Consider the following 21,539-nt stretch of genomic DNA (forward strand, 5'->3'; position numbering starts at 1 on the left):
CCTGGCGCCGCATGGCGGCGCCAGGCGCAGGTCAGATGTCCAGCGCCAGGATGTCGAACGCTTGGCTGGCCAGCTTCATCCTGACGGCTTCGCGCATGGCGTCGAAGTGGCGAACACTGAACGAGCCCTGCTGCGAGGCCCGGTATACCCTGGTGTTCGACTTGTCGATGATGCGGCCAGCGGAACCTGCGGTTTTCTCAGCCTTGTCATAGCTCAGCTGAACGCTGGTCATGTGCATGATCGGCAGGCCTTGCGGTGTCATCTCGCAGGCCGAAATCTGAATGGTGCTGGATTTGCCCGAAACGCTCACGCTGCTTTCTTCGAGCAGTTGCTGCGCCTTGGGTGTTTGCACGATCACTTCGAAGGAGCGTTTTACACAGCGGCTCAGGCGGTGGCTGGCGCCGATCTGGACGGTGACGATCTGCGGCACCAGGGTGGCCAGCGTGTGGGTGTCCTTGTCGATTGCCTCCTCGACATGGGCGGCGCCGGTCAGCGTCCAGCCGAACTTGCCCAGGCCGTCGTTGTAGAAGTTGTACCACTCGCGCTGCTGGGTTTCCTTGTCGAACTTCTTGTTTGCCGACAGGTTCATCAAGCGCATGCCATCGAGCACGTCTTCGGCAACGCTGGCAGGTACATCCGGGGCAAAGATGCAGACGGTGTTGGCAACCATGACGGCGCGTTCTTCGCCTTCTTTCTTCAGGGCGGCAATGGCGCTGTTCATGTCGGTCTTGCTGATAGTAGAGGTCATGTCTTGGTTTCCGATCGAGTTCATCATCGGCACCTCGGGTGAGGCGCCGGGGACGCACTTTGGTTCGGATCGTCAAGACAGATAAGCCGAAAGCCTTTCCTGCCGAGGAACTCCCTTACTGCTGGCCGATGGACTGCAGGTACTCCGAGCGGTCATCGCTGCGTTGTGCCACGCAGGTGTTCCACGCTGCTTCGAACGCCTTGCTGCCCGGTTTCTCGGCATAGGTTTCGACCTTGCAGTCGGCATCGCGCAGTTGCGTCCACAGTTTCTCGGCCGCCTCCATGCGCCCTGCCAAGGCGTCTGCCTTGTCGCCTTCGTCGGCGTACTGGTCGCGAATGCGCTGTATCAGGTCGTCATACGCCGACTTAAGTTCACGCTCGGCCGTCTGCTTGTTGAACGCCGCGCAAGCGAATGTCTGCTGGTCGGTCTCGACGTTGTCGCACGGGGTGCTTTCTTCCTCGCCGGCCTGGGCGCCCGATACGACAGCCAGCAGTACCAGCCATGCCATTGATTTCATCCGTTTTCTCCTCAACAAGGCTGACGAATCGGCTGGATTCTCGCTCAGCCGCCGACAAGACGATAGCTCCCTGAAGAAATGTTCATGAAACGGTCGGGAATGTCGTTATCGAGACTGTCTCTCATCGCCAGACGGCGCGCCAGAGGGCGCGATGTCGCGCATTGACGCTTTCGGCAAACCCCCTGTCGTTTTTGCATCGGGGCGCCTTTGGGCACAGGCATATGCTGGCCCCAAAGCGCCGGCAATAAGGTTTGGCGCAAACCCATTCAATAAAAGGGGACAGCCTGATGAGCCCAGCCGAACTTCACGCCGACAGCATCGTCATCGACGGCCTGATCATTGCCAAATGGAACCGCGAGCTGTTCGAAGACATGCGCAAAGGCGGGCTGACTGCGGCCAACTGCACGGTGTCGGTCTGGGAAGGCTTCAAGGCTACCGTCGACAACATCGCCGCCAGCCAGAAGCTGATCCGCGATAACAGCGACCTGGTGATGCCGGTACGCACCACCGCCGACATCCGCAAGGCCAAGGAACTGGGCAAGACCGGCATTCTCTTCGGCTTCCAGAACGCCCACGCCTTTGAAGACCAGATCGCCTACGTCGACGTGTTCAAGCAGCTGGGCGTGGGTATCGTGCAGATGTGCTACAACACCCAGAACCTGGTCGGTACCGGTTGCTATGAGCGAGACGGCGGCCTGTCGGGCTTCGGTCGCGAGATCGTTGCCGAAATGAACCGCGTCGGCATCATGTGCGACTTGTCCCACGTGGGCTCCAAGACCTCCGAAGAAGTCATCCTCGAGTCGAAAAAGCCGGTCTGCTACTCGCACTGCCTGCCTTCGGGCCTGAAAGAGCACCCGCGCAACAAGTCGGACGAAGAGCTGAAGTTCATCGCCGACCACGGCGGTTTCGTTGGTGTGACCATGTTCGCGCCGTTCCTGGCCAAGGGCATCGACTCGACCATCGACGACTACGCCGAAGCCATCGAGTACACCATGAACATCGTCGGTGAAGACGCCATCGGTATTGGTACCGACTTCACCCAAGGCCACGGCCAGGACTTCTTCGAATACCTGACCCACGACAAGGGCTACGCCCGTCGGCTGACCAACTTCGGCAAGATCATCAACCCGCTGGGCATCCGCACTGTGGGCGAATTCCCCAACCTCACCGAAACCTTGCTCAAGCGCGGCCACTCCGAGCGCGTGGTGCGCAAGATCATGGGTGAGAACTGGGTCAACGTCCTCAAGGACGTGTGGGGCGAGTAAGCCGCTCTCCAAGCCTGAAAGCCCCTGCCAGCAACGCCGGGGCATCCCGATAAAAAATTTTATGGAGTTGAGTTTCCATGGCCAAGATCGCCCCGCAATTGCCAATCGAAGTAGACAGCGAGACCGGTGTCTGGACCAGCGACGCCTTGCCGATGCTGTATGTGCCGCGCCATTTCTTCGTCAACAACCACATGGGCATCGAAGAAGTCCTGGGCGCCGACAAGTACGCCGAGATCCTCTACAAGGCCGGCTACAAGTCCGCCTGGCACTGGTGTGAAAAAGAAGCCGAGTGCCACGGCCTGGAAGGCGTGGCGGTGTTCGAGCACTACATGAAGCGCCTGAGCCAGCGCGGCTGGGGCCTGTTCGAAATCCAGGACATCGACCTCGACAAGGGCACCTGCAGCGTCAAGCTCAAGCACTCCGCGTTCGTGTACGTCTATGGCAAGTGCGGCCGCAAGGTCGACTACATGTTCACCGGCTGGTTCGCCGGCGCCATGGACCAGATTCTCGCTGCCCGCGGCAGCTCGATCCGCACCGTGGCCGAACAGGTCTATGGCGGGTCGGAAGAAGGCCACGAAGATGGCCTGTTCGTTACAAAGCCGTTGTAAGCCGGAGATAGCGTCATGGCATTCGAAGCAATGTTCCAGCCGATCCAGATCGGTAAACTGACCATCCGCAACCGTGTGCTCAGCACCGCGCACGCCGAGGTCTACGCCACTGACGGCGGCATGACGACCGACCGCTACGTGAAGTACTACGAAGAAAAGGCCAAGGGCGGTATCGGCCTGGCGATCTGCGGCGGCTCGTCGGTGGTGGCCATCGACAGCCCGCAGGAGTGGTGGGCGTCGGTCAACCTGTCGACCGACCGCATCATCCCGCACTTCCAGAACCTGGCCGACGCCATGCACAAGCATGGCGCCAAGATCATGATCCAGATTACCCACATGGGCCGTCGCTCGCGCTGGGACGGCTTCAACTGGCCGACCCTGATGTCGCCGTCGGGTATCCGTGAACCCGTGCACCGCGCCACCTGCAAGACCATCGAGGTGGAAGAGATCTGGCGCGTGATCGGCAACTACGCGCAAGCTGCCCGCCGCGCCAAGGAAGGTGGCCTGGACGGCGTGGAACTGTCGGCCGTGCACCAGCACATGATCGACCAGTTCTGGAGCCCGCGGGTCAACAAGCGTACCGACGAATGGGGCGGTACCTTCGAAGGCCGCATGAAGTTCGGCCTCGAAGTACTGAAGGCTGTGCGCGCCGAGGTCGGTGACGACTTCTGCGTGGGCATGCGTATCTGTGGCGACGAGTTCCACCCCGATGGCCTCAGCCACGAGGACATGAAGCAGATCGCTGCCTACTACGACGCCACTGGCATGCTCGACTTCATCGGCGTGGTCGGTTCGGGTTGCGACACCCACAACACCCTGGCCAACGTAATCCCGAACATGAGCTACCCGCCGGAGCCGTTCCTGCACCTGGCGGCCGGTATCAAGGAAGTGGTCAAGGTCCCGGTGCTGCACGCGCAGAACATCAAGGACCCGAACCAGGCCACGCGTATCCTCGAAGGTGGCTACGTGGACATGGTCGGCATGACCCGTGCGCACATGGCTGACCCGCACCTGATCGCCAAGATCAAGATGGGCCAGATCGACCAGATCAAGCAGTGCGTCGGTGCCAACTACTGCATCGACCGCCAGTACCAGGGCCTGGATGTACTGTGCATCCAGAACGCCGCGACCTCCCGTGAATACATGGGCGTGCCGCATATCATCGAGAAGACCACCGGCGCCAAGCGCAAGGTGGTGGTAGTTGGCGCCGGCCCGGCCGGCATGGAAGCGGCCCGCGTGGCTGCCGAACGTGGCCACGATGTGACCCTGTTCGAGAAGAAGGAGCAGATCGGCGGGCAGATCACCATCGCCGCCAAGGCCCCGCAGCGCGACCAGATCGCCGGTATCACCCGCTGGTACCAGCTGGAGCTGGCGCGCCTGAAGGTCGACCTGCGCCTGGGCACCGCCGCCGACGTGGCTGCCATCCAGGACCTGCGCCCGGACATCATCGTGCTGGCGGTGGGTGGGCATTCCTTCCTGGAGCAGAACGAGCACTGGGGCGCCGCCGAAGGGCTGGTGGTCAGCAGCTGGGACGTGCTCGACGGCAAGGTTGCGCCGGGCAAGAACGTGCTGGTGTACGACACCATCTGCGAGTTCACCGGCATGTCGGTGGCTGACTTCATCGCCGACAAGGGCAGCCAGGTCGAGATCGTCACCGACGACATCAAGCCGGGTGTGGCCATGGGCGGTACTACCTTCCCGACCTACTACCGCAGCATGTACCCGAAAGAAGTGATCATGACCGGCGACATGATGCTGGAAAAGGTCTACCGCGAAGGCGACAAGCTGGTGGCGGTGCTGGAAAACGAATACACCGGCGCCAAGGAAGAGCGCGTGGTCGACCAGGTGGTGGTGGAGAACGGCGTGCGTCCTGACGAGCAGCTGTACTACGCACTGAAGGAAGGTTCGCGCAACAAAGGCCAGATCGACGTGGAGGCACTGTTCGCCATCAAGCCACAGCCGATCCTCAGCCAGCCGGGCGAAGGCTACCTGCTGTACCGCATCGGCGACTGCGTGGCCCAGCGCAACGTGCATGCGGCGATCTACGACGCCTTGCGCCTGTGCAAGGACTTCTGATCGAGAAAAATCGTCGCCACCGGGCGCGGTCCCTGTGGGAGCGGGTTCACCCGCGAAAGCGTCAGCACAAGCAACAGAGTTGTCTGATCTGACGCATTCGCGGGTAAACCCGCTCCCACAAGGGGCCAATCCCACCTTCAGAGTGGCGCAAGAATCCAGCTGTTGTGGGAGCCTCCCATGTTGAACACCCTTCTACCTATCCTGCTGTTCGCTGCCCTTGGCCTGGCAGTGCTCGGCGCCCTGCGCCGGGTGCGCATGTGGCGGCGTGGCCGGCCGTCCAAGGTCAACCTGATCGGCGGCCTGCTGGCCATGCCGCGCCGCTACCTGGTGGACCTGCACCATGTGGTCGAGCGCGACAAGTACATGTCCAAGACCCACGTGGCCACCGCTGGCGGCTTCGTGCTGTCGGCCGTACTGGCGATCCTGGTGCACGGCTTCGGCCTGCAGAGCAAGATCCTCGGCTACGCGTTGCTGGTGGCCACGGTGATCATGTTCAGCGGCGCCATCTTCGTCTTCAAGCGCCGCCTCAACCCGCCTTCGCGCCTGTCCAAGGGCCCGTGGATGCGCCTGCCGAAGAGCCTGCTGGCGTTTGCCGTGAGCTTCTTCATCGCCACCTTGCCGGTCGCCGGCATCCTGCCGGCCAACACCGGTGGCTGGGTGATGGTGGGCATTCTCGGCCTGGGCGTGCTGTGGGGCGTGTCGGAGCTGTTCTTCGGCATGACCTGGGGCGGCCCGATGAAACACGCCTTCGCCGGTGCCCTGCACCTGGCCTGGCACCGTCGCGCCGAACGCTTCGGCGGCGGCCGTTCCACCGGCCTCAAGCCGCTGGACCTGGAAGACCCGAACGCGCCGCTGGGCGTGGAAAAGCCGGTGGACTTCACCTGGAACCAGCTGCTGGGCTTCGACGCCTGCGTGCAGTGCGGTAAATGCGAAGCCATGTGCCCGGCCTTTGCCGCCGGCCAGCCGCTGAACCCGAAAAAGCTCATCCAGGACATGGTCATCGGTCTGGCCGGTGGCACCGATGCGCAGTTCGCCGGCAGCCCATACCCGGGCAAACCGATCGGTGAGCATGGCGGCCACCCGCACCAGCCGATCGTCAATGGCCTGGTCGACGCCGAAACGCTGTGGTCGTGCACCACCTGCCGTGCCTGCGTCGAGGAATGCCCGATGATGATCGAGCACGTCGATGCCATCGTCGACATGCGCCGTCACCTCACCCTGGAAAAAGGCGCCACCCCGAACAAGGGCGCCGAAGTGCTGGACAACCTGATCGCTACCGACAACCCGGGCGGCTTCGCCCCTGGCGGGCGCATGAACTGGGCCGCCGACCTCAACCTGCAACTGCTGTCGGAGGTGAAAACCACCGAGGTGCTGTTCTGGGTCGGTGACGGTGCCTTCGACATGCGCAACCAGCGCACCCTGCGCTCGTTCGTCAAAGTGCTCAAGGCGTCGGGCGTGGACTTTGCCGTGCTCGGCCTGGAAGAGCGCGACAGCGGCGACGTGGCGCGCCGCCTGGGCGATGAGGCGACCTTCCAGCAACTGGCCAAACGCAATATCCAGACCCTGGCCAAGTACAAGTTCCAGCGCATCGTCACCTGCGACCCGCACAGCTTCCATGTGCTGAAGAACGAGTACGGCGCCCTGGGCGGGGACTATCAGGTGCAGCACCACAGCACCTACATCGCCGAACTGATCGCGGCCAACAAGCTCAACCTCGGCCAGCACAAGGGCGGCAGCGTCACCTACCACGACCCGTGCTACCTGGGCCGTTACAACGGTGAGTACGAAGCTCCGCGTGCCGTGCTCAAGGCCCTGGGTATCGAAGTGCGCGAGATGCAGCGCTCGGGCTTCCGCTCCCGTTGCTGCGGCGGTGGCGGCGGTGCGCCGATTACCGACATCCCTGGCAAGCAGCGTATCCCGGACATGCGCATGGACGACATCCGCGAGACCGAGGCCGAACTGGTAGCTGTGGGTTGCCCACAGTGCACCGCCATGCTCGAAGGTGTGGTCGAACCGCGCCCGCAGATCAAGGACCTGGCCGAACTGGTGGCCGACGTGCTGATCGAAGAGGACGTGCCCTCTGCCCCAAAGCCGCAAACGGCCAAACGTGAACCTGCGGAGGTGCACTGATGAGCGACATTATCCGCCGCGACCCACGCGCCGAGTGGATCGCCCGTAACCGTCTGCACCCGCTGCATGCAGCGATGCAGATGCAGCAGACCAGCTGGATGGGGCCCAACGGCCTCATCCGCAAGAACCCCCACGCGATTGCCGCAGGCTTCATCGGCCCGGCCGGCATCAAGCGCATCGACCGCAGCGGCGCCCAGCAGGGTACCGCCGTGGGCGGGCGACGCACGGCGGCGGCCGAGGTCAAGCTGCCGCTGCACCAGGTGCCGGCGCCGGCGTTCTACATCGCCGTTGTGCCGGACATGGTCGGTGGCCGCCTGAGCAGCCACGACCGCGACCTGCTCGGCCTGGCCCACAGCCTGGCCGGCAGCGACGGTGCGGTGCTGGCAGTGGTGTTTGGCGAGCACAAGGAAAGCAACTTTTCCACAGCCGGGGTCGACCGCCTGCTGGTCATCGAAGGCGAGGCTTTCGAAGGTTATGCACCGGAGCAACTGGTACAAGGCCTTCGGGCTGTGGATAACCAGTTCACCCCGCGCCACTGGCTGCTGCCCGACAGCCGCACCGGTGGTGGCGAACTGGGCCGGCGCCTGAGCGCGGCACTGGGCGAGCGCCCGGCGACGCGGGTATGGCAGGTCAAGGACGGCCAGTGCATCGGCCGTGCCGGTGCCGGCCAGCAAGACCTGCAGCGCGCCGTACCACGCTTGATCCTGGCGGCGGCCGAGTGCGCCGAGCCGGTCAGCGAAACCCGGCACGAAGCGCTGCCCGTGGAGTTGTCCACAAGCGTGGCGCGCAGCCTGTCGCGCATCGAAGACCTCGGCTCGGTGGCCGTGGACCCGGCCACCATTGCCATGGCCGAAGCCGAGTTCATCGTCTCGGGCGGCAACGGGGTCAAGGACTGGGACCTGTATCACAAGGCCACCGCGGCCCTCGGCGCCACCGAAGGCGCCTCGCGGGTGGCGGTGGACGACGGCTTCATGCCGCGCAACCGCCAGGTGGGTGCCACTGGTACCTGGGTTACCGCGCGGGTCTACGTGGCTGTGGGTATCTCGGGCGCGATCCAGCACCTGCAGGGCATCGGCGCCTGCGACAAGGTGGTGGCGATCAACATGGACCCGGGCTGCGACATGATCAAACGGGCCGACCTGTCGGTAATTGGCGACAGTTCGGCGATTCTCCAGGCACTGATCGAGGCTGTGGACAACTACCGCAGCGGCGGCCAGCGCGACGCGGCATAAGGGCACGAGCATGAGTACGAAAGTGATCAGCCTGGTTTCCATCGGTGCCCACCCCAGCTCCGGCCGCGCTCGCCGCGCCGAGCAGGATGCGCGCGCCGTGGAGCTGGGTTTGCAGCTGGCTGGGGATAACTTGCAGGTGGTGCATGCCGGCGACCCACGGGAAGAGGCGCTGCGCGCCTACCTGGGGATGGGCCTGGACCATCTGGACGTGCTGGAGCAGCCGGCCGGTGCCGACGTGCTGGGCGTGCTCGGGGATTACCTGCGCGATGCCGGGGCACAGCTGGTGCTGACCGGTAGCCAGGCCGAGACCGGAGAAGGGTCGGGCATGTTGCCGTTCCTGCTGGCCGAAAAGCTCGGCTGGCCGCTGATTGTGGGGTTGGCTGAAGTGGAGTCGATCGACAACGGCACCGCCCAGGTATTGCAGGCGCTGCCGCGCGGTCAGCGGCGTCGGCTGAAGGTGCGCCTGCCGTTGCTGGCGACTGTGGATAACGCCGCGCCCAAGCCGCGCCAGAGCGCTTTCGGGCCGGCGCGTCGGGGTGTGTTGGCGGCACGCAACGTGGCTATCGTCGAGGACGAACTGCTGGCCGAAGCCGAACTGCAGCCAGCCCGCCCACGGCCCAAGCGGCTTAAGGTGATCAAGGCCAAGAGCGGTGCCGACCGGATGAAGGCGGCGACGGCCAAGGCCAGTGGTGGCGGTGGCAAGGTATTGAAGGACGTTTCTCCACAGGAAGGCGCCGAGGCCATCCTCAAGCTGCTGGTGGAAGAAGGCGTGCTGCGCTAGAGCCTCACGCGGTCCCGGTGTAGGAGCGGCCTTGTGTCGCGATGGGCTGCGCAGCAGCTCCGGTTATCTTGATTCGTAGTCGAGATCCTGGGGCCGCGCTGCGGCCCATCGCGACACAAGGCCGCTCCTACATTCCATACACAGCCTCGATCGGTCGCTTTTGCCCACCGAATCTGTTCGCCAAGGTGTGGATAAAGTGTTGGCGCATGGCCGCAGCCCTTGTATGACGTGACCTCCAAGCTTTTGATCAAAAAACGATCAGTATTATCCCTGCCTTCGCATGCAAAGCACGGCAGCACCCTGCTGATTTTGCCCACAATCGCTGTTAGCCGGTCTGTGGATAATCTGTTCGGCATCACCTGTAAGCGGCGTAGTCAAAGGCTTTGGCAGATCTGTTCAAAAATTGAACAATCCCGCCCGGATGCTACGCGATGCCTGAAAATCAAGCCCTTGGGTCACTTATCAACAGGGCGATAGCAAAAAGCTCATTGGTTGCCCACAAAGTCTGTTGGTGTTTCTGTGGACAAGATGTATGAACTCCGCTGTAGCCCAGTTAATACGCGACCTTGGCTGATATGGTCAAATAATGATCAAGGTCCTACCTGACATTTTTGCCAGTACGCAAATGTTCAACCGACCATTACCGTATCCACAGGTCTTCGTATTTGTGAATAACTCATGGCGACATACCTGCTAAATGCCGATCGGCAGCACTCTGTACTGGGTACGTATCCCGGCGGCCCCCGTGCTTATGCGCCTTATGGAGTCATGAGCGCCGCCTGCGCACCAGGGCTGGCATTTTGTGGAGAGTATCGGGACCCAGTGACTGGGAATTACCCACTAGGAAATGGCCATCGTACCTACACACCCTCGCTCATGCGTTTCCAGTCACCCGACACGCAAAGCCCGTTCGGCGAGGGCGGGCTCAATGCTTATTTGTACTGCCTTGGTGACCCGGTCAACCACCGCGATCCCACAGGGCAGAAGGCAGAGGATTATGTACTGCCAGTGCTGAGTATCCTTACCAACGTGCTAGGTCTGTTTATCAGCGGGCTACGATTCAGAGCTTTCGTCAAGCAGGTGGGTGCTAGTCGAAGAATTGCCGTGGAAAGCCTTTCACCGTCGATTATGCCGCCAACACGACAGGATTGGGCTTTGTCCAGCGTGAGTGCGGTCGCTGGCGTTGCGGGGTTGACCATTGGTGTTGTGAGAACGGCCGATCCTGAAAACAACTGGCAGACATGGGCCTTGGCTACGCTGACCGTTGTGTCGCTCGCAACGACGGGCTATGAGACATGGGGGCTGGCTCAGGAGAAGCCATGGAAACCGGATACGCCTGTCGCTGTGAGGCGGCGAGAATCTCCGCCTACCGCAGATGATGTGAACACTTCAGCGGCCGAGATCAGAGGCATGACCCCATCCCAGAAATACGGATAGCGACATCTGTCGCTATCCGCTTATCCCGGGCAGTTACTGCGCCTGCACTTCTTTCAGGTAAGGCGCAGGTTCCGCGCCCAGATTGTTCAGCAAGCGCTGGCTATACCAGTCAATGAAGTTGACCACGCCAAACTCGTAGGTCTTCGAGTAAGGCCCAGGCTGATAAGCAGTGGAGTTGATCCCACGCTGGTTCTCTTCAGCCAAACGACGGTCCTGATCGTTGGTTGCGTCCCAGACCTTGCGCATCTGCTCAGGGTCGTAGTCCACGCCTTCCACGGCATCCTTGTGCACCAGCCACTTGGTGGTGACCATGGTTTCCTGGGCGCTGATCGGCCACACGGTGAACACGATCATGTGGTCGCCCATGCAGTGGTTCCAGGAGTGTGGCAGGTGCAGGATGCGCATCGAGCCCAGGTCGGGGTTCTTGATGCGGCCCATCAGCTTCTTGCATGCCTGCTTGCCATCCATGGTCATCGACACGGTCCCCTTGAGCAGCGGCATGCGCACGATACGGTTACGCAGGCCATGGCTCTTGTGCAGGTACGGGATCTTCTCGGCTTCCCAGGCAGCGGCGGAGGCGGCTACGTGGTCCTTGAAGGCCTGGTCGGCGCGAGGGTCGTTGGTGTCGTCCCACTCCAGCAGGGTTTTCAGCAGTTCAGGGTGCGACCCATTGCAGTGGTAGCACTCGCGGTTGTTTTCCAGCACCAGTTTCCAGTTGGCCTTTTCCATCAAGGTGGTTTGTACCGCCACCTTGGTGTTTTCCATATCGTACGGTTCCATGTAGTGGTCCAGGGTGGCCAGGAACTCGTCGATGGCGGGCGGGTTTTCCGCCAGGCTGATGAAGATGTAGCCGCCAGCGACCTTCACGTTCACCGGCTTCAGGCCATACTGGTTCATGTCGAAGTCGGCGCCCATTTCAGTGCCGGCGAACAGCAAGCGGCCGTCCAGCTCGTAGGTCCACTGGTGGTAAGGGCAGACCAGCTTGGCCACCTTGCCTTTTTCGCTGGTGCACAGACGCGAGCCGCGGTGGCGGCAGACGTTATGGAAGGCATGCACCTTACCCTCGGCACCACGGATCACGATGATCGGGTTCTTGCCGATCTGCAGGGTCAGGAAGTTGCCCTTTGTCGGAATCTCGCTTACCAGCCCCGCGATCAGCCACTCCTTGTGGAAGATCTCCTGCATGTCGATCTGGAACAGACGCTCGTCGGTGTAGAAAGGCTGGGGCAGCGAGTAGGTGCGCTCGCGGGTCTGCAGCATCTCGGCGGTGGCCTTGCGTGCAGGTTCCAGTGGATCGCCCAGGCTCAGGGTTGCGGTGACGTCCATCGTGTATTCCTCGGGGCCGTGTGCGGCCGGCAAAAGGTGGCTAATCGTTGTTGTGGTGCCGCAAGGCTGCTCATCAGAAACAGCTAGTTGTTTTGCCGTGGAGTGTGCGTCCGAAGGCGTCATGAACCGTATCCATGGGCGACATGGCCGATTTGAATTACGACGCGCCAGCCCTTGCAGTGCGGGGCTGGTCGCGATAAGCACGCCGATGTCGCTGGCAGGAATGTACGTCGTCTTCAGCTTGCGCATTATCCAAGCCATAAAACGGCCAATAGTCGGCTGCTGGAGATGAACATGTCCGATACCTTCCTCAATCCGGTCACTACCCAGACCTGGGCCAACGGCCGCCACATCGTGCGCTGCGTCAAGGTCATCCAGGAGACCTGGGACGTGCGCACCTTCTGCTTCATGGCCGATCAACCGATCATGTTCTTCTTCAAGCCGGGGCAGTTCGTCACCCTGGAGCTGGAGATCGAAGGCAAGCCGGTGATGCGCTCCTACACCATCTCCAGTTCACCCTCGGTGCCCTACAGCTTCTCGATCACGGTCAAGCGCGTACCGGGCGGCCTGGTGTCCAACTTCCTTCACGACACCATGCACGAAGGCGCCGAGCTGCCGGTGCATGGCCCGGTGGGGCTGTTCAACGCCATCGATTTCCCGGCGCAAAAGGTGCTGTACCTCTCGGGCGGTGTCGGGATCACCCCGGTCATGTCGATGGCGCGCTGGTTCTACGACACCAACGGCAATGTCGACATGGTGTTCGTGCACAGCGCCCGTTCGCCGAAGGACATCATCTACCATCGTGAACTGGAGCAGATGGCCTCGCGCATCCCCAATTTCAGCCTGCACATCATTTGTGAAAAGCATGGCCTGGGTGAGCCGTGGGCGGGTTATCGCGGTTACCTCAACCAGCGCCTGATGGAGCTGATCGCGCCGGACTACATGGACCGTGTGGTGTTCTGCTGCGGCCCGACGCCATACATGACTGCGGTCAAGCGCATGCTCGAAGCGGTCGGCTTCGACATGAAGAACTATCACGAGGAATCGTTCGGTGCGACGCCGCCTGAGGCCAAGGCCGATGCGGTGGAGCATGCCGAGCAGGCTGCCGACGCGCCGGAACTGGATGCGGCCGACCTCAACCTGGTGGAGTTCATCGGCAGCGAGAAGAGCATCCGCATCGCCCCGGGCGAGACCGTGCACGCGGCGGCGGCCAAGGTTGGCCTGATGATCCCGAAAGCCTGCGGTATGGGCATTTGCGGCACCTGCAAGGTGCTCAAGCTGGGCGGCGAAGTGGAGATGGAGCACAACGGCGGCATTACCGAAGAGGACGAAGCCGAGGGCTACATCCTGTCGTGCTGCAGTGTGCCGAAAGGGGATGTGCGGATCGATTACTGATCCGGTGTTCCCAGGGCCGCAAAGCGGCCCTGTTCTGTTTCACAACTGGTATTTCCGACAGTTCCAGATTACCCGAGGTACCAAATAGAATTGCCTCAGTCCTCTTTGAGTATTGAGCATGAACCGTTGCCATTTGCTAGTTGTGGATATGAGCGGTTCAGTGTTTTACCGCAGCCACTGCAGAACACACGGCGCATATGACCCCTATGGTGCACATCCAGGCAATGCTGCTTGGGTACTCGCATTTAATGGCGAGCGCCGAGATAACCTCACAGGCTTTTATCTGCTCGGCAATGGCAGAAGAGCATATAGCTCCGCATCAAGGCGATTCTTGTCTGCAGACCAGCTGAGCCCATTTTCCAAGGGGGGTATCAATGCTTATGCCTATTGCTTGGGAGATCCGGTTAACAGGCAAGATCCGAGCGGAGCATTCAGCATTCTCTCGTTTCTCAAAAGCGCGATATGGCTAGGCTCGCGGATTAAAGCAGCTTGGGCTCGTCCAGCTGGATTGAAGGTGTTGGCTGAAGCGGCTAAATGGACGGCCGGTATCGGAGGCAGCCTGGCTTTTTACGGAGTACCTGGTGGTAAAGAGTTGGCGACTGCTGGGAGTATTGTGAAGGCCGGGTTAAAAGGATTTTCAGTCGGCAGGGCGCTGCAGAAAGAGGTTGAGAATAGTTTTGGGCCTCTCATGATGGATTTGGCTGGGGCTGAATTTTCGCCCTTCGTTGGCCCTACCACCGCCAGCGAGTCTCCAAGCCCCTTGGAGCTTGCTGAACAGATCAGGGCTGCATCTCGCCAACCCATTAAAGTCCAAGGCAAGGCGTGACAATTCTGCAATCACCGCACGGGTCTGTTGCGCCCCGGTAGCACTCTGCACCGACAGCTCATTGATGTTTGCCAGGTTGCGTCCACTTTCCGCGCCACTTCTTCCACAGCGCTGATCATCTCGATGAGGGTGCTGGCCGCCTGTTCGATTTCGTTGTTCTGCTGCTGGCCACGGGCGCTTTCGTCAGTCCTTTTCCTGACCGGCGGTTGATCCAGGTCGGAACAAGGGGCCGGCTACCCTGTCAATCTGCGGGTTAGACACTTTGTGAATCCGATATTTAATGGCGATGGGCCGCACTTTTCTTTATCGTGTGCGCCCCTCGCAACAACCTGAGATAGACCCATGCTGGAAGCTTCCCTGAATCAAATCGAGCAACTGGTCAGCGACCTGATGCAGAAGAACGCTCAACTCACCGAGCAGAACGCCGCCCTCGGTCAGGAACTGGCCCAGGCCAAGGAAGAGAACGAAACCCTGCAGCTGTCGCTGATGGAGCAGGAAGAGAAGAACGGCAGCACCGCCGCACGCCTGCAGGCCCTGCTCGAGCGCGCCAACGCCGGCGTCGTAGGCGCATGACACTGCGAGCGCAGCCGATCAATGTCGTGTCGATCCTCGGCAACGACTATTCGATCAAGGCGCCTGAAGGCCAGGAAGCGACCCTGGCCCAGGCGGTGCAGATGCTCAACACCGCCCTGGCCCAGACCAAGCGTCAGTACCCGACCCTGATCGGCGACAAGCTGCTGGTGCTGGCCGCGCTGAACCTGTGTTCGCGGCAGATCGAGCTGCAGGATGAGCACCGCAAGACGCTGGAGCGTACCCAGGCGCAGATCGATGCCACGGTGGACGCCATCGTGCGGACCATAGCCGAACAATAAGGCCTTGCATCGACCTCTGTGGGAGCGGATTCACCCGCGAATGCGTCAGTGCATTCAGCATCGCATTCGCGGGTAAACCCGCTCCCACAGGGTATCTGATTGCTTCAGGTCACTAGATTAACTGCATACGCAAGTGTATACACTTTCCGCAAACAATAATTATGCGGGGAGTAGGGCATGCGTATCTGGCGTAAAAGCATCCAGTGGCAGTTGATCTCCAGCATGGGCGCAGCCCTGCTGGCGAGCATCCTGGTGGTGGTCATCATTTTCACGGTGGCGCTAAACCGTCTCACCGAACGCTACCTGGTCGATACCGCGCTGCCCGCCAGCATCGAGGCCATCCGCAACGACATCGAGCGCATGCTCGGCCAGCCGCTGGTGGCGGCGGCAGATATTGCCGGCAACACCCTGCTGCGCGACTGGCTTGCCGCCGGTGAAGACCCCGCCCATGCCGCTCCATTCATCGAATACCTGACCGCCGCCAAGCAGCGCAACCGGGCCTTCACCACTTTGTTCGTTTCGACCGAAACCGGCCACTACTACAACGAGAATGGCATGGACCGTACCCTCAGCCGCGGCAACCCCAAGGACAAATGGTTCTACGGCTACATCGACAGCGGTGCCGAACGCCTGATCAACATCGACATCGACGGTGCCACCGGCGAGCTCGCGCTGTTCATCGACTATCGTGTGGAAAAGAATGGCCAACTGGTCGGTGTGGCCGGTATGGGCCTGCGCATGACCGAACTGTCGAAGCTGATCCATGACTTCAAATTTGGCGAGCACGGGAAGGTGTTCCTGGTGCGTAACGATGGCCTGATCCAGGTTCATCCGGACGCTGCCTTCAGCGGCAAACGCCAGCTCACCGAACAGCTCGGCGCGGATGCCGCCAAGGTGCTGATGACTGGCGGCGAAGGCCTGCGCAGCAGCCGCTTCAGCCGTGACGGCGAAAGCTACCTGGCGCTCGGACTGCCCCTTCGCGACCTCAACTGGACCCTGGTGGCCGAGGTGCCCGAGGAGGAAATCTACGCGCCAATGCACCAGGCGGTATGGCTGACCAGCCTGATCGGTGGTGCCGTGGCCCTGGTGTCGCTGCTGCTGGTGGTGCTGCTGGCGCGTGGCCTGGTGCGGCCGATCCGCCGCGTGACAGCGGCGCTGGTGCAGATTGGCAGCGGCGCGGGTGACCTCAGCCACCGGCTGGACGATTCACGCCAGGACGAACTGGGCGACCTGGCGCGTGGTTTCAACCGCTTCCTCGACAGCCAGCGCCGGTTGATCGGCGAGGTATTGCACACTTCCGAGCGGCTGCACCTGGCGGTCGAGCAGGTGACACAGGTGGTGGACAACACCGCCGAGCGTTCCGGGCGCCAGCAGGAAATGACCGAAATGGTCGCTACCGCCGTGCACGAAATGGGTTTGACCGTGCAGGACATTGCCCGCAATGCCGGTGATGCGGCCCAGGCCTCGCAGTCGGCGAGGGACGAAGCCCTGCAGGCGCGTGAAGTGGTGCAACGCTCGATCCGTGGTATCGAGGGGATGTCGGGTGATATCGGCAAGGCGGCCGATGCAGTCAGCCAGCTGGCCGAGGAAGTAGCTTCGATCGACGAAGTTCTTGCGGTTATCCGTAGTATTTCCGAGCAAACCAACCTGCTGGCGCTGAATGCCGCCATCGAGGCGGCCAGGGCAGGGGAGATGGGCCGTGGGTTTGCCGTGGTGGCCGATGAGGTGCGTACCTTGGCCCGGCGCACGCAGCTGTCCACCGACGAAGTGCAGCAGATGATCCAGCGCTTGAAGCAGGGCGCGGGTTCGGCTGTGAGTTCGATGCAGGCTGGGCAGCAGGCGACGGGTAGCGGGGTGGAGTCGAGCCAGCGCACCGGAGCGTCATTGGGGGCGATCACTGACCAGGTCGAGCACATCAGCGACATGAACCATCAGGTAGCTACTGCGACCGAAGAGCAGTCGGCGGTGACCGAGGAGATCAATCGTACGGTGCAGGGGATTTCCGACCTGGCGCGGGAGACCGCGGCGGAGGTGCAGGGCTGTCGTGAAGAGTGCCAGGCGCTGCGTGGCTTGGCGGATGACCTGGCGCGGCAGATGGGTGGGTTCAGGCTTTAGATCAGGGCTTCTTCGCGGGCTTGCCCGCTCCCACAGGTACTGCACAGCTCTCGACGGCTGCGATGTTCCTGTGGGAGATTGCCCAACCCTTTGGGCTGCGCTGTCGCGCAGAGAACCAATATCGCTCGTCTGACGCGTCCTTTGTAGGAGCAGCCTTGTGCTGCGAAGAGGCCGGTACAGCCAATAGACAGGCTTTGTCAGCCCCGGCCTCTTCGCAGCACAAGGCTGCTCCTACAGGGCCTCGCCGAACCAATGAGTCATGTGTTGCTCTATGAGAGCGGGCATGCCCGCGAATGCGGGCTGTCAGGCGCCGATGATGCTGCGGATATCCGCCGCCAGCTCGCGCACCCGCTCTTGCTCGGTATCCCACGAGCACATGAACCGCGCCCCGCCGCTACCAATGAAGGTATAGAACCGCCACCCCTTGGCGCGCAGTGCGTCGATCGCGTGCTCTGGCATCTGCAGAAACACCCCGTTGGCCTCGACCGGGAACATCAGCTCCACCCCCGGCAAGTCACTCACCAGCGAGGCGAGCAACTGCGCGCAATGGTTGGCATGCGTGCCATGGCGAAGCCAGGCGCCATCTTCCAGCAGGCCCACCCAAGGCGCCGACAGGAAGCGCATCTTCGATGCCAGTTGCCCGGCCTGCTTGCAGCGGTAGTCGAAGTCCTCGGCCAGTTGGCGGTTGAAGAACAGGATCGCCTCGCCCACCGCCATGCCGTTCTTGGTGCCGCCAAAGCACAGTACATCGACACCGGCCTTCCAGGTCAGCTCTGCCGGGCTGCAGCCCAGGAACGAGCAGGCATTGCTGAAGCGTGCGCCGTCCATGTGCAGGTTCAGCCCCAGCTCCTTGCAGGTGGCGCTGATCGCCTTCAGCTCGTCGGGGCGATAGACGGTGCCCACCTCGGTGGCCTGGGTAATGGTCACCACCCGTGGCTTGGGGTAGTGGATGTCCTGACGCTTCAGCGCCACTTCGCGGATCGACTGTGGTGTCAGCTTGCCGTTGACGCTGGGCGCGGTCAGCAGCTTGGAGCCGTTGGAGAAGAACTCCGGCGCACCGCACTCGTCGGTTTCGACGTGGGCGGTCTCGGAGCAGATCACGCTGTGGTAGCTCTGGCACAGCGAGGCCAGGGCCAGGGAGTTGGCGGCGGTGCCGTTGAAGGCGAAGAACACCTCGCAGTCGGTTTCGAACAGCTTGCGGAAGTATTCCGCGGCGCGTTCGGTCCACTGGTCGTCGCCGTAGGCGCGGTCGTGGCCATGGTTGGCCTTTTCCATCGCTGCCCAGGCTTCGGGGCAGATGCCGGAATAGTTGTCGCTGGCGAATTGTTGGCTCTTATCTGTCATGACACTGTCCTGTGAACGACGCAGAACAGCACTCTAAACCATCGATTCAGCAGTTGCCTATACAAGCGGTGCATCGGCTGATTTCAGCGGTGCCTGTACTGGGACTATCGCCGGCAAGCTGGCTCCCACAGGTACTCCACAGGGCTTCAGAGCAATGTCATTCCTGTGGGAGCCGGCTTGCCGGCGATGAGGCCAGAGAGGCCAGTGCAAAACGAATGTCGTAAACGCGCCATTGCAAGGCGTGCGCAGGCATCTGACCCGCCCCGGCCAGTCATAACATCGCCACAAAGGGCCACAGTGCCCCACGACAAAAAACGATCGCTGCCGGGAGATACACGATGTTCAGCAAGCAAGACCAGATTCAGGGTTACGACGATGCACTGCTGGCGGCGATGAATGCCGAAGAACAGCGCCAGGAAGACCACATCGAGCTGATCGCCTCGGAAAACTACACCTCCAAGCGCGTGATGCAGGCCCAAGGCAGCGGCCTGACCAACAAGTACGCCGAAGGCTACCCGGGCAAGCGCTACTACGGCGGCTGCGAGCACGTGGACAAGGTAGAGGCCCTGGCCATCGAGCGCGCCAAGCAGCTGTTCGGTGCCGACTACGCCAACGTCCAGCCGCACTCCGGCTCCTCGGCCAATGCTGCGGTCTACCTGGCCCTGCTGCAGGCTGGTGACACCATCCTCGGCATGAGCCTGGCCCACGGCGGCCACCTGACCCACGGTGCCAAGGTGTCGTCTTCGGGCAAACTGTACAACGCTGTGCAATACGGCATCGACACCAACACCGGCCTGATCGACTACGACGAAGTCGAGCGCCTGGCTGTCGAGCACAAGCCGAAAATGATCGTTGCCGGCTTCTCGGCCTACTCCAAGACGCTCGATTTCCCACGCTTCCGCGCCATCGCCGACAAGGTCGGCGCACTGCTGTTCGTCGACATGGCCCACGTAGCCGGCCTGGTTGCCGCTGGCCTGTACCCGAACCCGATCCCGTTCGCCGATGTGGTTACCACCACTACTCACAAGACCCTGCGCGGCCCACGTGGCGGCCTGATCCTTGCCAAGTCGAACGAAGAGATCGAGAAGAAGCTGAACGCCGCGGTGTTCCCTGGCGCCCAGGGCGGCCCGCTGATGCACGTGATCGCCGCCAAGGCCGTTTGCTTCAAGGAAGCGCTGGAGCCTGAATTCAAGGCCTACCAGCAACAAGTGATCGAAAACGCCCAGGCCATGGCCCAGGTGTTCATCGACCGCGGCTACGACGTGGTTTCCGGCGGCACCGACAACCACCTGTTCCTGGTCAGCCTGATCCGCCAGGGCCTCACCGGCAAAGATGCCGACGCCGCCCTGGGCCGCGCGCACATCACCGTCAACAAGAACGCCGTGCCGAATGACCCGCAGTCGCCATTCGTCACCTCGGGCCTGCGCATCGGTACCCCGGCCGTTACCACCCGCGGCTTCAAGGTCGCTCAGTGCGTGGCCCTGGCCGGCTGGATCTGCGACATCCTCGACAACCTCGGTGACGCAGACGTCGAAGCCGATGTGGCGAAGAACGTCGCGGCCCTTTGCGCAGATTTCCCTGTTTACCGCTGAGTGGAGTCACACACCATGCAACGTTACTCGGGCTTCGGCCTTTTCAAGCACTCCCTCAGCCACCACGAGAACTGGCAGCGCATGTGGCGCACGCCAACCCCTAAAAAGGTCTACGACGTGGTTATCGTCGGCGGTGGCGGCCATGGCCTGGCCACGGCCTACTACCTGGCCAAGGAACACGGCATCACCAACGTTGCCGTGATCGAGAAGGGTTACCTGGGCGGCGGCAACACCGCCCGTAACACCACCATCGTGCGTTCCAACTACCTGTGGGACGAGTCGGCGCACCTGTATGAGCACGCCATGAAGCTGTGGGAGGGCCTGTCCCAGGACCTCAACTACAACGTGATGTTCTCCCAGCGCGGTGTGTACAACCTGTGCCACACCCTGCAGGACATGCGTGACTCCGAGCGCCGGGTCAGCGCCAACCGCCTGAACGGCGTGGATGGCGAGCTGCTCAACACCGCCCAGGTCGCGGCCGAGATCCCGTACCTGGATTGCTCGAAGAACACCCGCTACCCGATCCTTGGTGCCACCGTGCAGCGCCGTGGCGGCGTGGCCCGTCACGACGCCGTGGCCTGGGGCTTCGCCCGTGCCGCCGACGCCCTGGGCGTGGACCTGATCCAGCAGACCGAAGTGATCGGCTTCCGCAAGGAAAACGGCGCGGTCATCGGTGTGGAAACCAACAAAGGCTTCATCGGCGCCAAGCGCGTCGGCGTGGTCACCGCCGGTAACTCCGGGCACATGGCCAAGCTGGCCGGCTTCCGCCTGCCGCTGGAATCGCACCCGCTGCAAGCACTGGTATCCGAGCCGATCAAGCCGATCATCGACAGCGTGATCATGTCCAACGCCGTGCACGGCTACATCAGCCAGTCCGACAAGGGCGACCTGGTGATCGGTGCCGGTATCGACGGCTGGGTCGGCTACGGCCAGCGCGGTTCGTACCCGGTGATCGAGCATACCCTGCAGGCCATCGTCGAGATGTTCCCCAACCTCTCGCGCGTGCGCATGAACCGCCAGTGGGGCGGCATCGTCGATACCTCGCCGGACGCTTGCCCGATCATCACCAAGACCCCGGTCAAGAACATGTTCTTCAACTGCGGTTGGGGTACTGGCGGCTTCAAGGCGACCCCGGGTTCGGGCAACGTCTTCGCCGCGAGCCTGGCCAAGGGCGAAATGCACCCACTGGCCGCGCCGTTCTCCATGGACCGTTTCTACAACGGCGCACTGATCGACGAACACGGCGCCGCCGCCGTCGCCCACTAACCGGAGACA

The 21,539-nt window shown here is 62.1% G+C and carries 18 protein-coding genes and 1 pseudogene; 15 read left to right on the top strand and 4 right to left on the bottom strand.

The features are described 5' to 3' along the window. Window positions 1-31: 31 nt before the first annotated feature. Window positions 32-748, bottom strand: a complete 717-nt coding sequence (locus ACK56M_RS01845) for a hypothetical protein (RefSeq protein ID WP_080958440.1) — start codon at window positions 746-748, stop codon at window positions 32-34. Window positions 749-863: 115 nt separating this feature from the next. After that, entirely contained in the window at window positions 864-1,265 is a 402-nt protein-coding gene (locus ACK56M_RS01850) for a lysozyme inhibitor LprI family protein (protein ID WP_003257504.1), read from the bottom strand. A 287-nt stretch (window positions 1,266-1,552) separates the two neighbouring features. Here ACK56M_RS01850 and ACK56M_RS01855 point away from each other — a divergent pair, with 287 nt between their 5' ends. From ACK56M_RS01855 to ACK56M_RS01885, 7 genes are all read left to right on the top strand, one after another. Next, the gene (locus ACK56M_RS01855) at window positions 1,553-2,530 is read left to right on the top strand and encodes a dipeptidase (RefSeq protein WP_003257506.1); all 978 of its coding nucleotides are present in this window, start codon (window positions 1,553-1,555) and stop codon (window positions 2,528-2,530) included. A 77-nt stretch (window positions 2,531-2,607) separates the two neighbouring features. Continuing rightward, window positions 2,608-3,138, top strand: coding sequence for a DUF5943 domain-containing protein (locus tag ACK56M_RS01860; RefSeq protein ID WP_013970507.1), 531 nt, complete (start codon window positions 2,608-2,610; stop codon window positions 3,136-3,138). 15 nt (window positions 3,139-3,153) lie between these two features. Then, window positions 3,154-5,214 carry a dimethylglycine demethylation protein DgcA gene (gene dgcA, locus ACK56M_RS01865; RefSeq protein WP_025337383.1) on the top strand — a complete coding sequence of 687 codons (2,061 nt, stop codon included), beginning with the start codon at window positions 3,154-3,156 and terminating at the stop codon, window positions 5,212-5,214. Window positions 5,215-5,391: 177 nt separating this feature from the next. After that, window positions 5,392-7,344, top strand: a complete 1,953-nt coding sequence (gene dgcB / locus ACK56M_RS01870; RefSeq protein WP_411959234.1) for a dimethylglycine demethylation protein DgcB — start codon at window positions 5,392-5,394, stop codon at window positions 7,342-7,344. Continuing rightward, entirely contained in the window at window positions 7,344-8,576 is a 1,233-nt protein-coding gene (locus ACK56M_RS01875) for an electron transfer flavoprotein subunit alpha/FixB family protein (RefSeq protein WP_411959235.1), read from the top strand. The genes dgcB and ACK56M_RS01875 overlap by 1 nt, the downstream gene beginning before the upstream one ends. Before the next feature lie 10 nt (window positions 8,577-8,586). Beyond that, entirely contained in the window at window positions 8,587-9,357 is a 771-nt protein-coding gene (locus ACK56M_RS01880; protein WP_003257512.1) for an electron transfer flavoprotein subunit beta, read from the top strand. Between the two features lie 678 nt (window positions 9,358-10,035). Next, on the top strand, window positions 10,036-10,794 hold the full coding sequence (locus tag ACK56M_RS01885; protein WP_411959236.1) for an RHS repeat-associated core domain-containing protein: 759 nt from the start codon (window positions 10,036-10,038) through the stop codon (window positions 10,792-10,794). Window positions 10,795-10,827: 33 nt separating this feature from the next. Here ACK56M_RS01885 and gbcA read toward each other — a convergent pair whose 3' ends face one another. Continuing rightward, window positions 10,828-12,120 (bottom strand): glycine-betaine demethylase subunit GbcA, encoded by a 1,293-nt coding sequence (gene gbcA, locus ACK56M_RS01890; RefSeq protein ID WP_015268653.1) that lies wholly within the window; start codon window positions 12,118-12,120, stop codon window positions 10,828-10,830. A gap of 294 nt (window positions 12,121-12,414) precedes the next feature. Between gbcA and gbcB the strand changes: the two genes are divergently transcribed. From gbcB to ACK56M_RS01920, 6 genes and pseudogenes are all read left to right on the top strand, one after another. Then, window positions 12,415-13,515 carry a glycine-betaine demethylase subunit GbcB gene (gene gbcB / locus ACK56M_RS01895; protein WP_015268654.1) on the top strand — a complete coding sequence of 367 codons (1,101 nt, stop codon included), beginning with the start codon at window positions 12,415-12,417 and terminating at the stop codon, window positions 13,513-13,515. Window positions 13,516-13,633: 118 nt separating this feature from the next. Next, on the top strand, window positions 13,634-14,341 hold the full coding sequence (locus ACK56M_RS01900) for an RHS repeat-associated core domain-containing protein (RefSeq protein ID WP_102059501.1): 708 nt from the start codon (window positions 13,634-13,636) through the stop codon (window positions 14,339-14,341). 342 nt (window positions 14,342-14,683) lie between these two features. After that, window positions 14,684-14,914: a hypothetical protein gene (locus ACK56M_RS01905; protein ID WP_003257514.1), complete on the top strand. Its 231-nt coding sequence runs from the start codon at window positions 14,684-14,686 to the stop codon at window positions 14,912-14,914. Further along, window positions 14,911-15,213, top strand: a complete 303-nt coding sequence (locus ACK56M_RS01910; protein WP_003257516.1) for a cell division protein ZapA — start codon at window positions 14,911-14,913, stop codon at window positions 15,211-15,213. Before ACK56M_RS01905 ends, ACK56M_RS01910 begins: the two co-directional genes overlap by 4 nt. 360 nt (window positions 15,214-15,573) lie before the next feature. Then, window positions 15,574-16,416, top strand: a pseudogene (locus ACK56M_RS01915) (cache domain-containing protein); the annotation flags it as partial. A 207-nt stretch (window positions 16,417-16,623) separates the two neighbouring features. After that, a complete protein-coding gene (locus ACK56M_RS01920) occupies window positions 16,624-17,328 on the top strand; it encodes a methyl-accepting chemotaxis protein (protein WP_397427731.1) in 705 nt (234 codons plus the stop codon). 303 nt (window positions 17,329-17,631) lie between these two features. Here the strand turns inward: ACK56M_RS01920 and ACK56M_RS01925 are convergent, their stop codons facing one another. Next, entirely contained in the window at window positions 17,632-18,672 is a 1,041-nt protein-coding gene (locus tag ACK56M_RS01925; protein WP_015268657.1) for a threonine aldolase family protein, read from the bottom strand. Between the two features lie 338 nt (window positions 18,673-19,010). Here ACK56M_RS01925 and ACK56M_RS01930 point away from each other — a divergent pair, with 338 nt between their 5' ends. Then, window positions 19,011-20,264, top strand: coding sequence for a serine hydroxymethyltransferase (locus ACK56M_RS01930; protein WP_013970518.1), 1,254 nt, complete (start codon window positions 19,011-19,013; stop codon window positions 20,262-20,264). Window positions 20,265-20,279: 15 nt separating this feature from the next. Next, a complete protein-coding gene (locus ACK56M_RS01935; RefSeq protein ID WP_003255680.1) occupies window positions 20,280-21,530 on the top strand; it encodes a sarcosine oxidase subunit beta family protein in 1,251 nt (416 codons plus the stop codon). Window positions 21,531-21,539: the final 9 nt, after the last annotated feature.

Source organism: Pseudomonas sp. s4 (assembly GCF_046764235.1).
GTDB lineage: Bacteria > Pseudomonadota > Gammaproteobacteria > Pseudomonadales > Pseudomonadaceae > Aquipseudomonas > Aquipseudomonas asiatica.

What these genes read in the sequence shown, in the direction of transcription:
- ACK56M_RS01910 (WP_003257516.1), top strand. Translation starts at nt 14,911, where the DNA reads ATGACACTGCGAGCGCAGCCGATCAATGTCGTGTCGATCCTCGGCAAC.
- ACK56M_RS01885 (WP_411959236.1), top strand. Translation starts at nt 10,036, where the DNA reads ATGGCGACATACCTGCTAAATGCCGATCGGCAGCACTCTGTACTGGGT.
- ACK56M_RS01875 (WP_411959235.1), top strand. Translation starts at nt 7,344, where the DNA reads ATGAGCGACATTATCCGCCGCGACCCACGCGCCGAGTGGATCGCCCGT.
- ACK56M_RS01845 (WP_080958440.1), bottom strand. Translation starts at nt 748, where the DNA reads ATGACCTCTACTATCAGCAAGACCGACATGAACAGCGCCATTGCCGCC.
- ACK56M_RS01930 (WP_013970518.1), top strand. Translation starts at nt 19,011, where the DNA reads ATGTTCAGCAAGCAAGACCAGATTCAGGGTTACGACGATGCACTGCTG.
- dgcB (WP_411959234.1), top strand. Translation starts at nt 5,392, where the DNA reads ATGTTGAACACCCTTCTACCTATCCTGCTGTTCGCTGCCCTTGGCCTG.
- ACK56M_RS01855 (WP_003257506.1), top strand. Translation starts at nt 1,553, where the DNA reads ATGAGCCCAGCCGAACTTCACGCCGACAGCATCGTCATCGACGGCCTG.
- ACK56M_RS01935 (WP_003255680.1), top strand. Translation starts at nt 20,280, where the DNA reads ATGCAACGTTACTCGGGCTTCGGCCTTTTCAAGCACTCCCTCAGCCAC.
- dgcA (WP_025337383.1), top strand. Translation starts at nt 3,154, where the DNA reads ATGGCATTCGAAGCAATGTTCCAGCCGATCCAGATCGGTAAACTGACC.
- gbcB (WP_015268654.1), top strand. Translation starts at nt 12,415, where the DNA reads ATGTCCGATACCTTCCTCAATCCGGTCACTACCCAGACCTGGGCCAAC.
- ACK56M_RS01900 (WP_102059501.1), top strand. Translation starts at nt 13,634, where the DNA reads ATGAACCGTTGCCATTTGCTAGTTGTGGATATGAGCGGTTCAGTGTTT.
- ACK56M_RS01860 (WP_013970507.1), top strand. Translation starts at nt 2,608, where the DNA reads ATGGCCAAGATCGCCCCGCAATTGCCAATCGAAGTAGACAGCGAGACC.
- ACK56M_RS01880 (WP_003257512.1), top strand. Translation starts at nt 8,587, where the DNA reads ATGAGTACGAAAGTGATCAGCCTGGTTTCCATCGGTGCCCACCCCAGC.
- gbcA (WP_015268653.1), bottom strand. Translation starts at nt 12,120, where the DNA reads ATGGACGTCACCGCAACCCTGAGCCTGGGCGATCCACTGGAACCTGCA.
- ACK56M_RS01850 (WP_003257504.1), bottom strand. Translation starts at nt 1,265, where the DNA reads ATGAAATCAATGGCATGGCTGGTACTGCTGGCTGTCGTATCGGGCGCC.
- ACK56M_RS01905 (WP_003257514.1), top strand. Translation starts at nt 14,684, where the DNA reads ATGCTGGAAGCTTCCCTGAATCAAATCGAGCAACTGGTCAGCGACCTG.
- ACK56M_RS01920 (WP_397427731.1), top strand. Translation starts at nt 16,624, where the DNA reads ATGGGTTTGACCGTGCAGGACATTGCCCGCAATGCCGGTGATGCGGCC.
- ACK56M_RS01925 (WP_015268657.1), bottom strand. Translation starts at nt 18,672, where the DNA reads ATGACAGATAAGAGCCAACAATTCGCCAGCGACAACTATTCCGGCATC.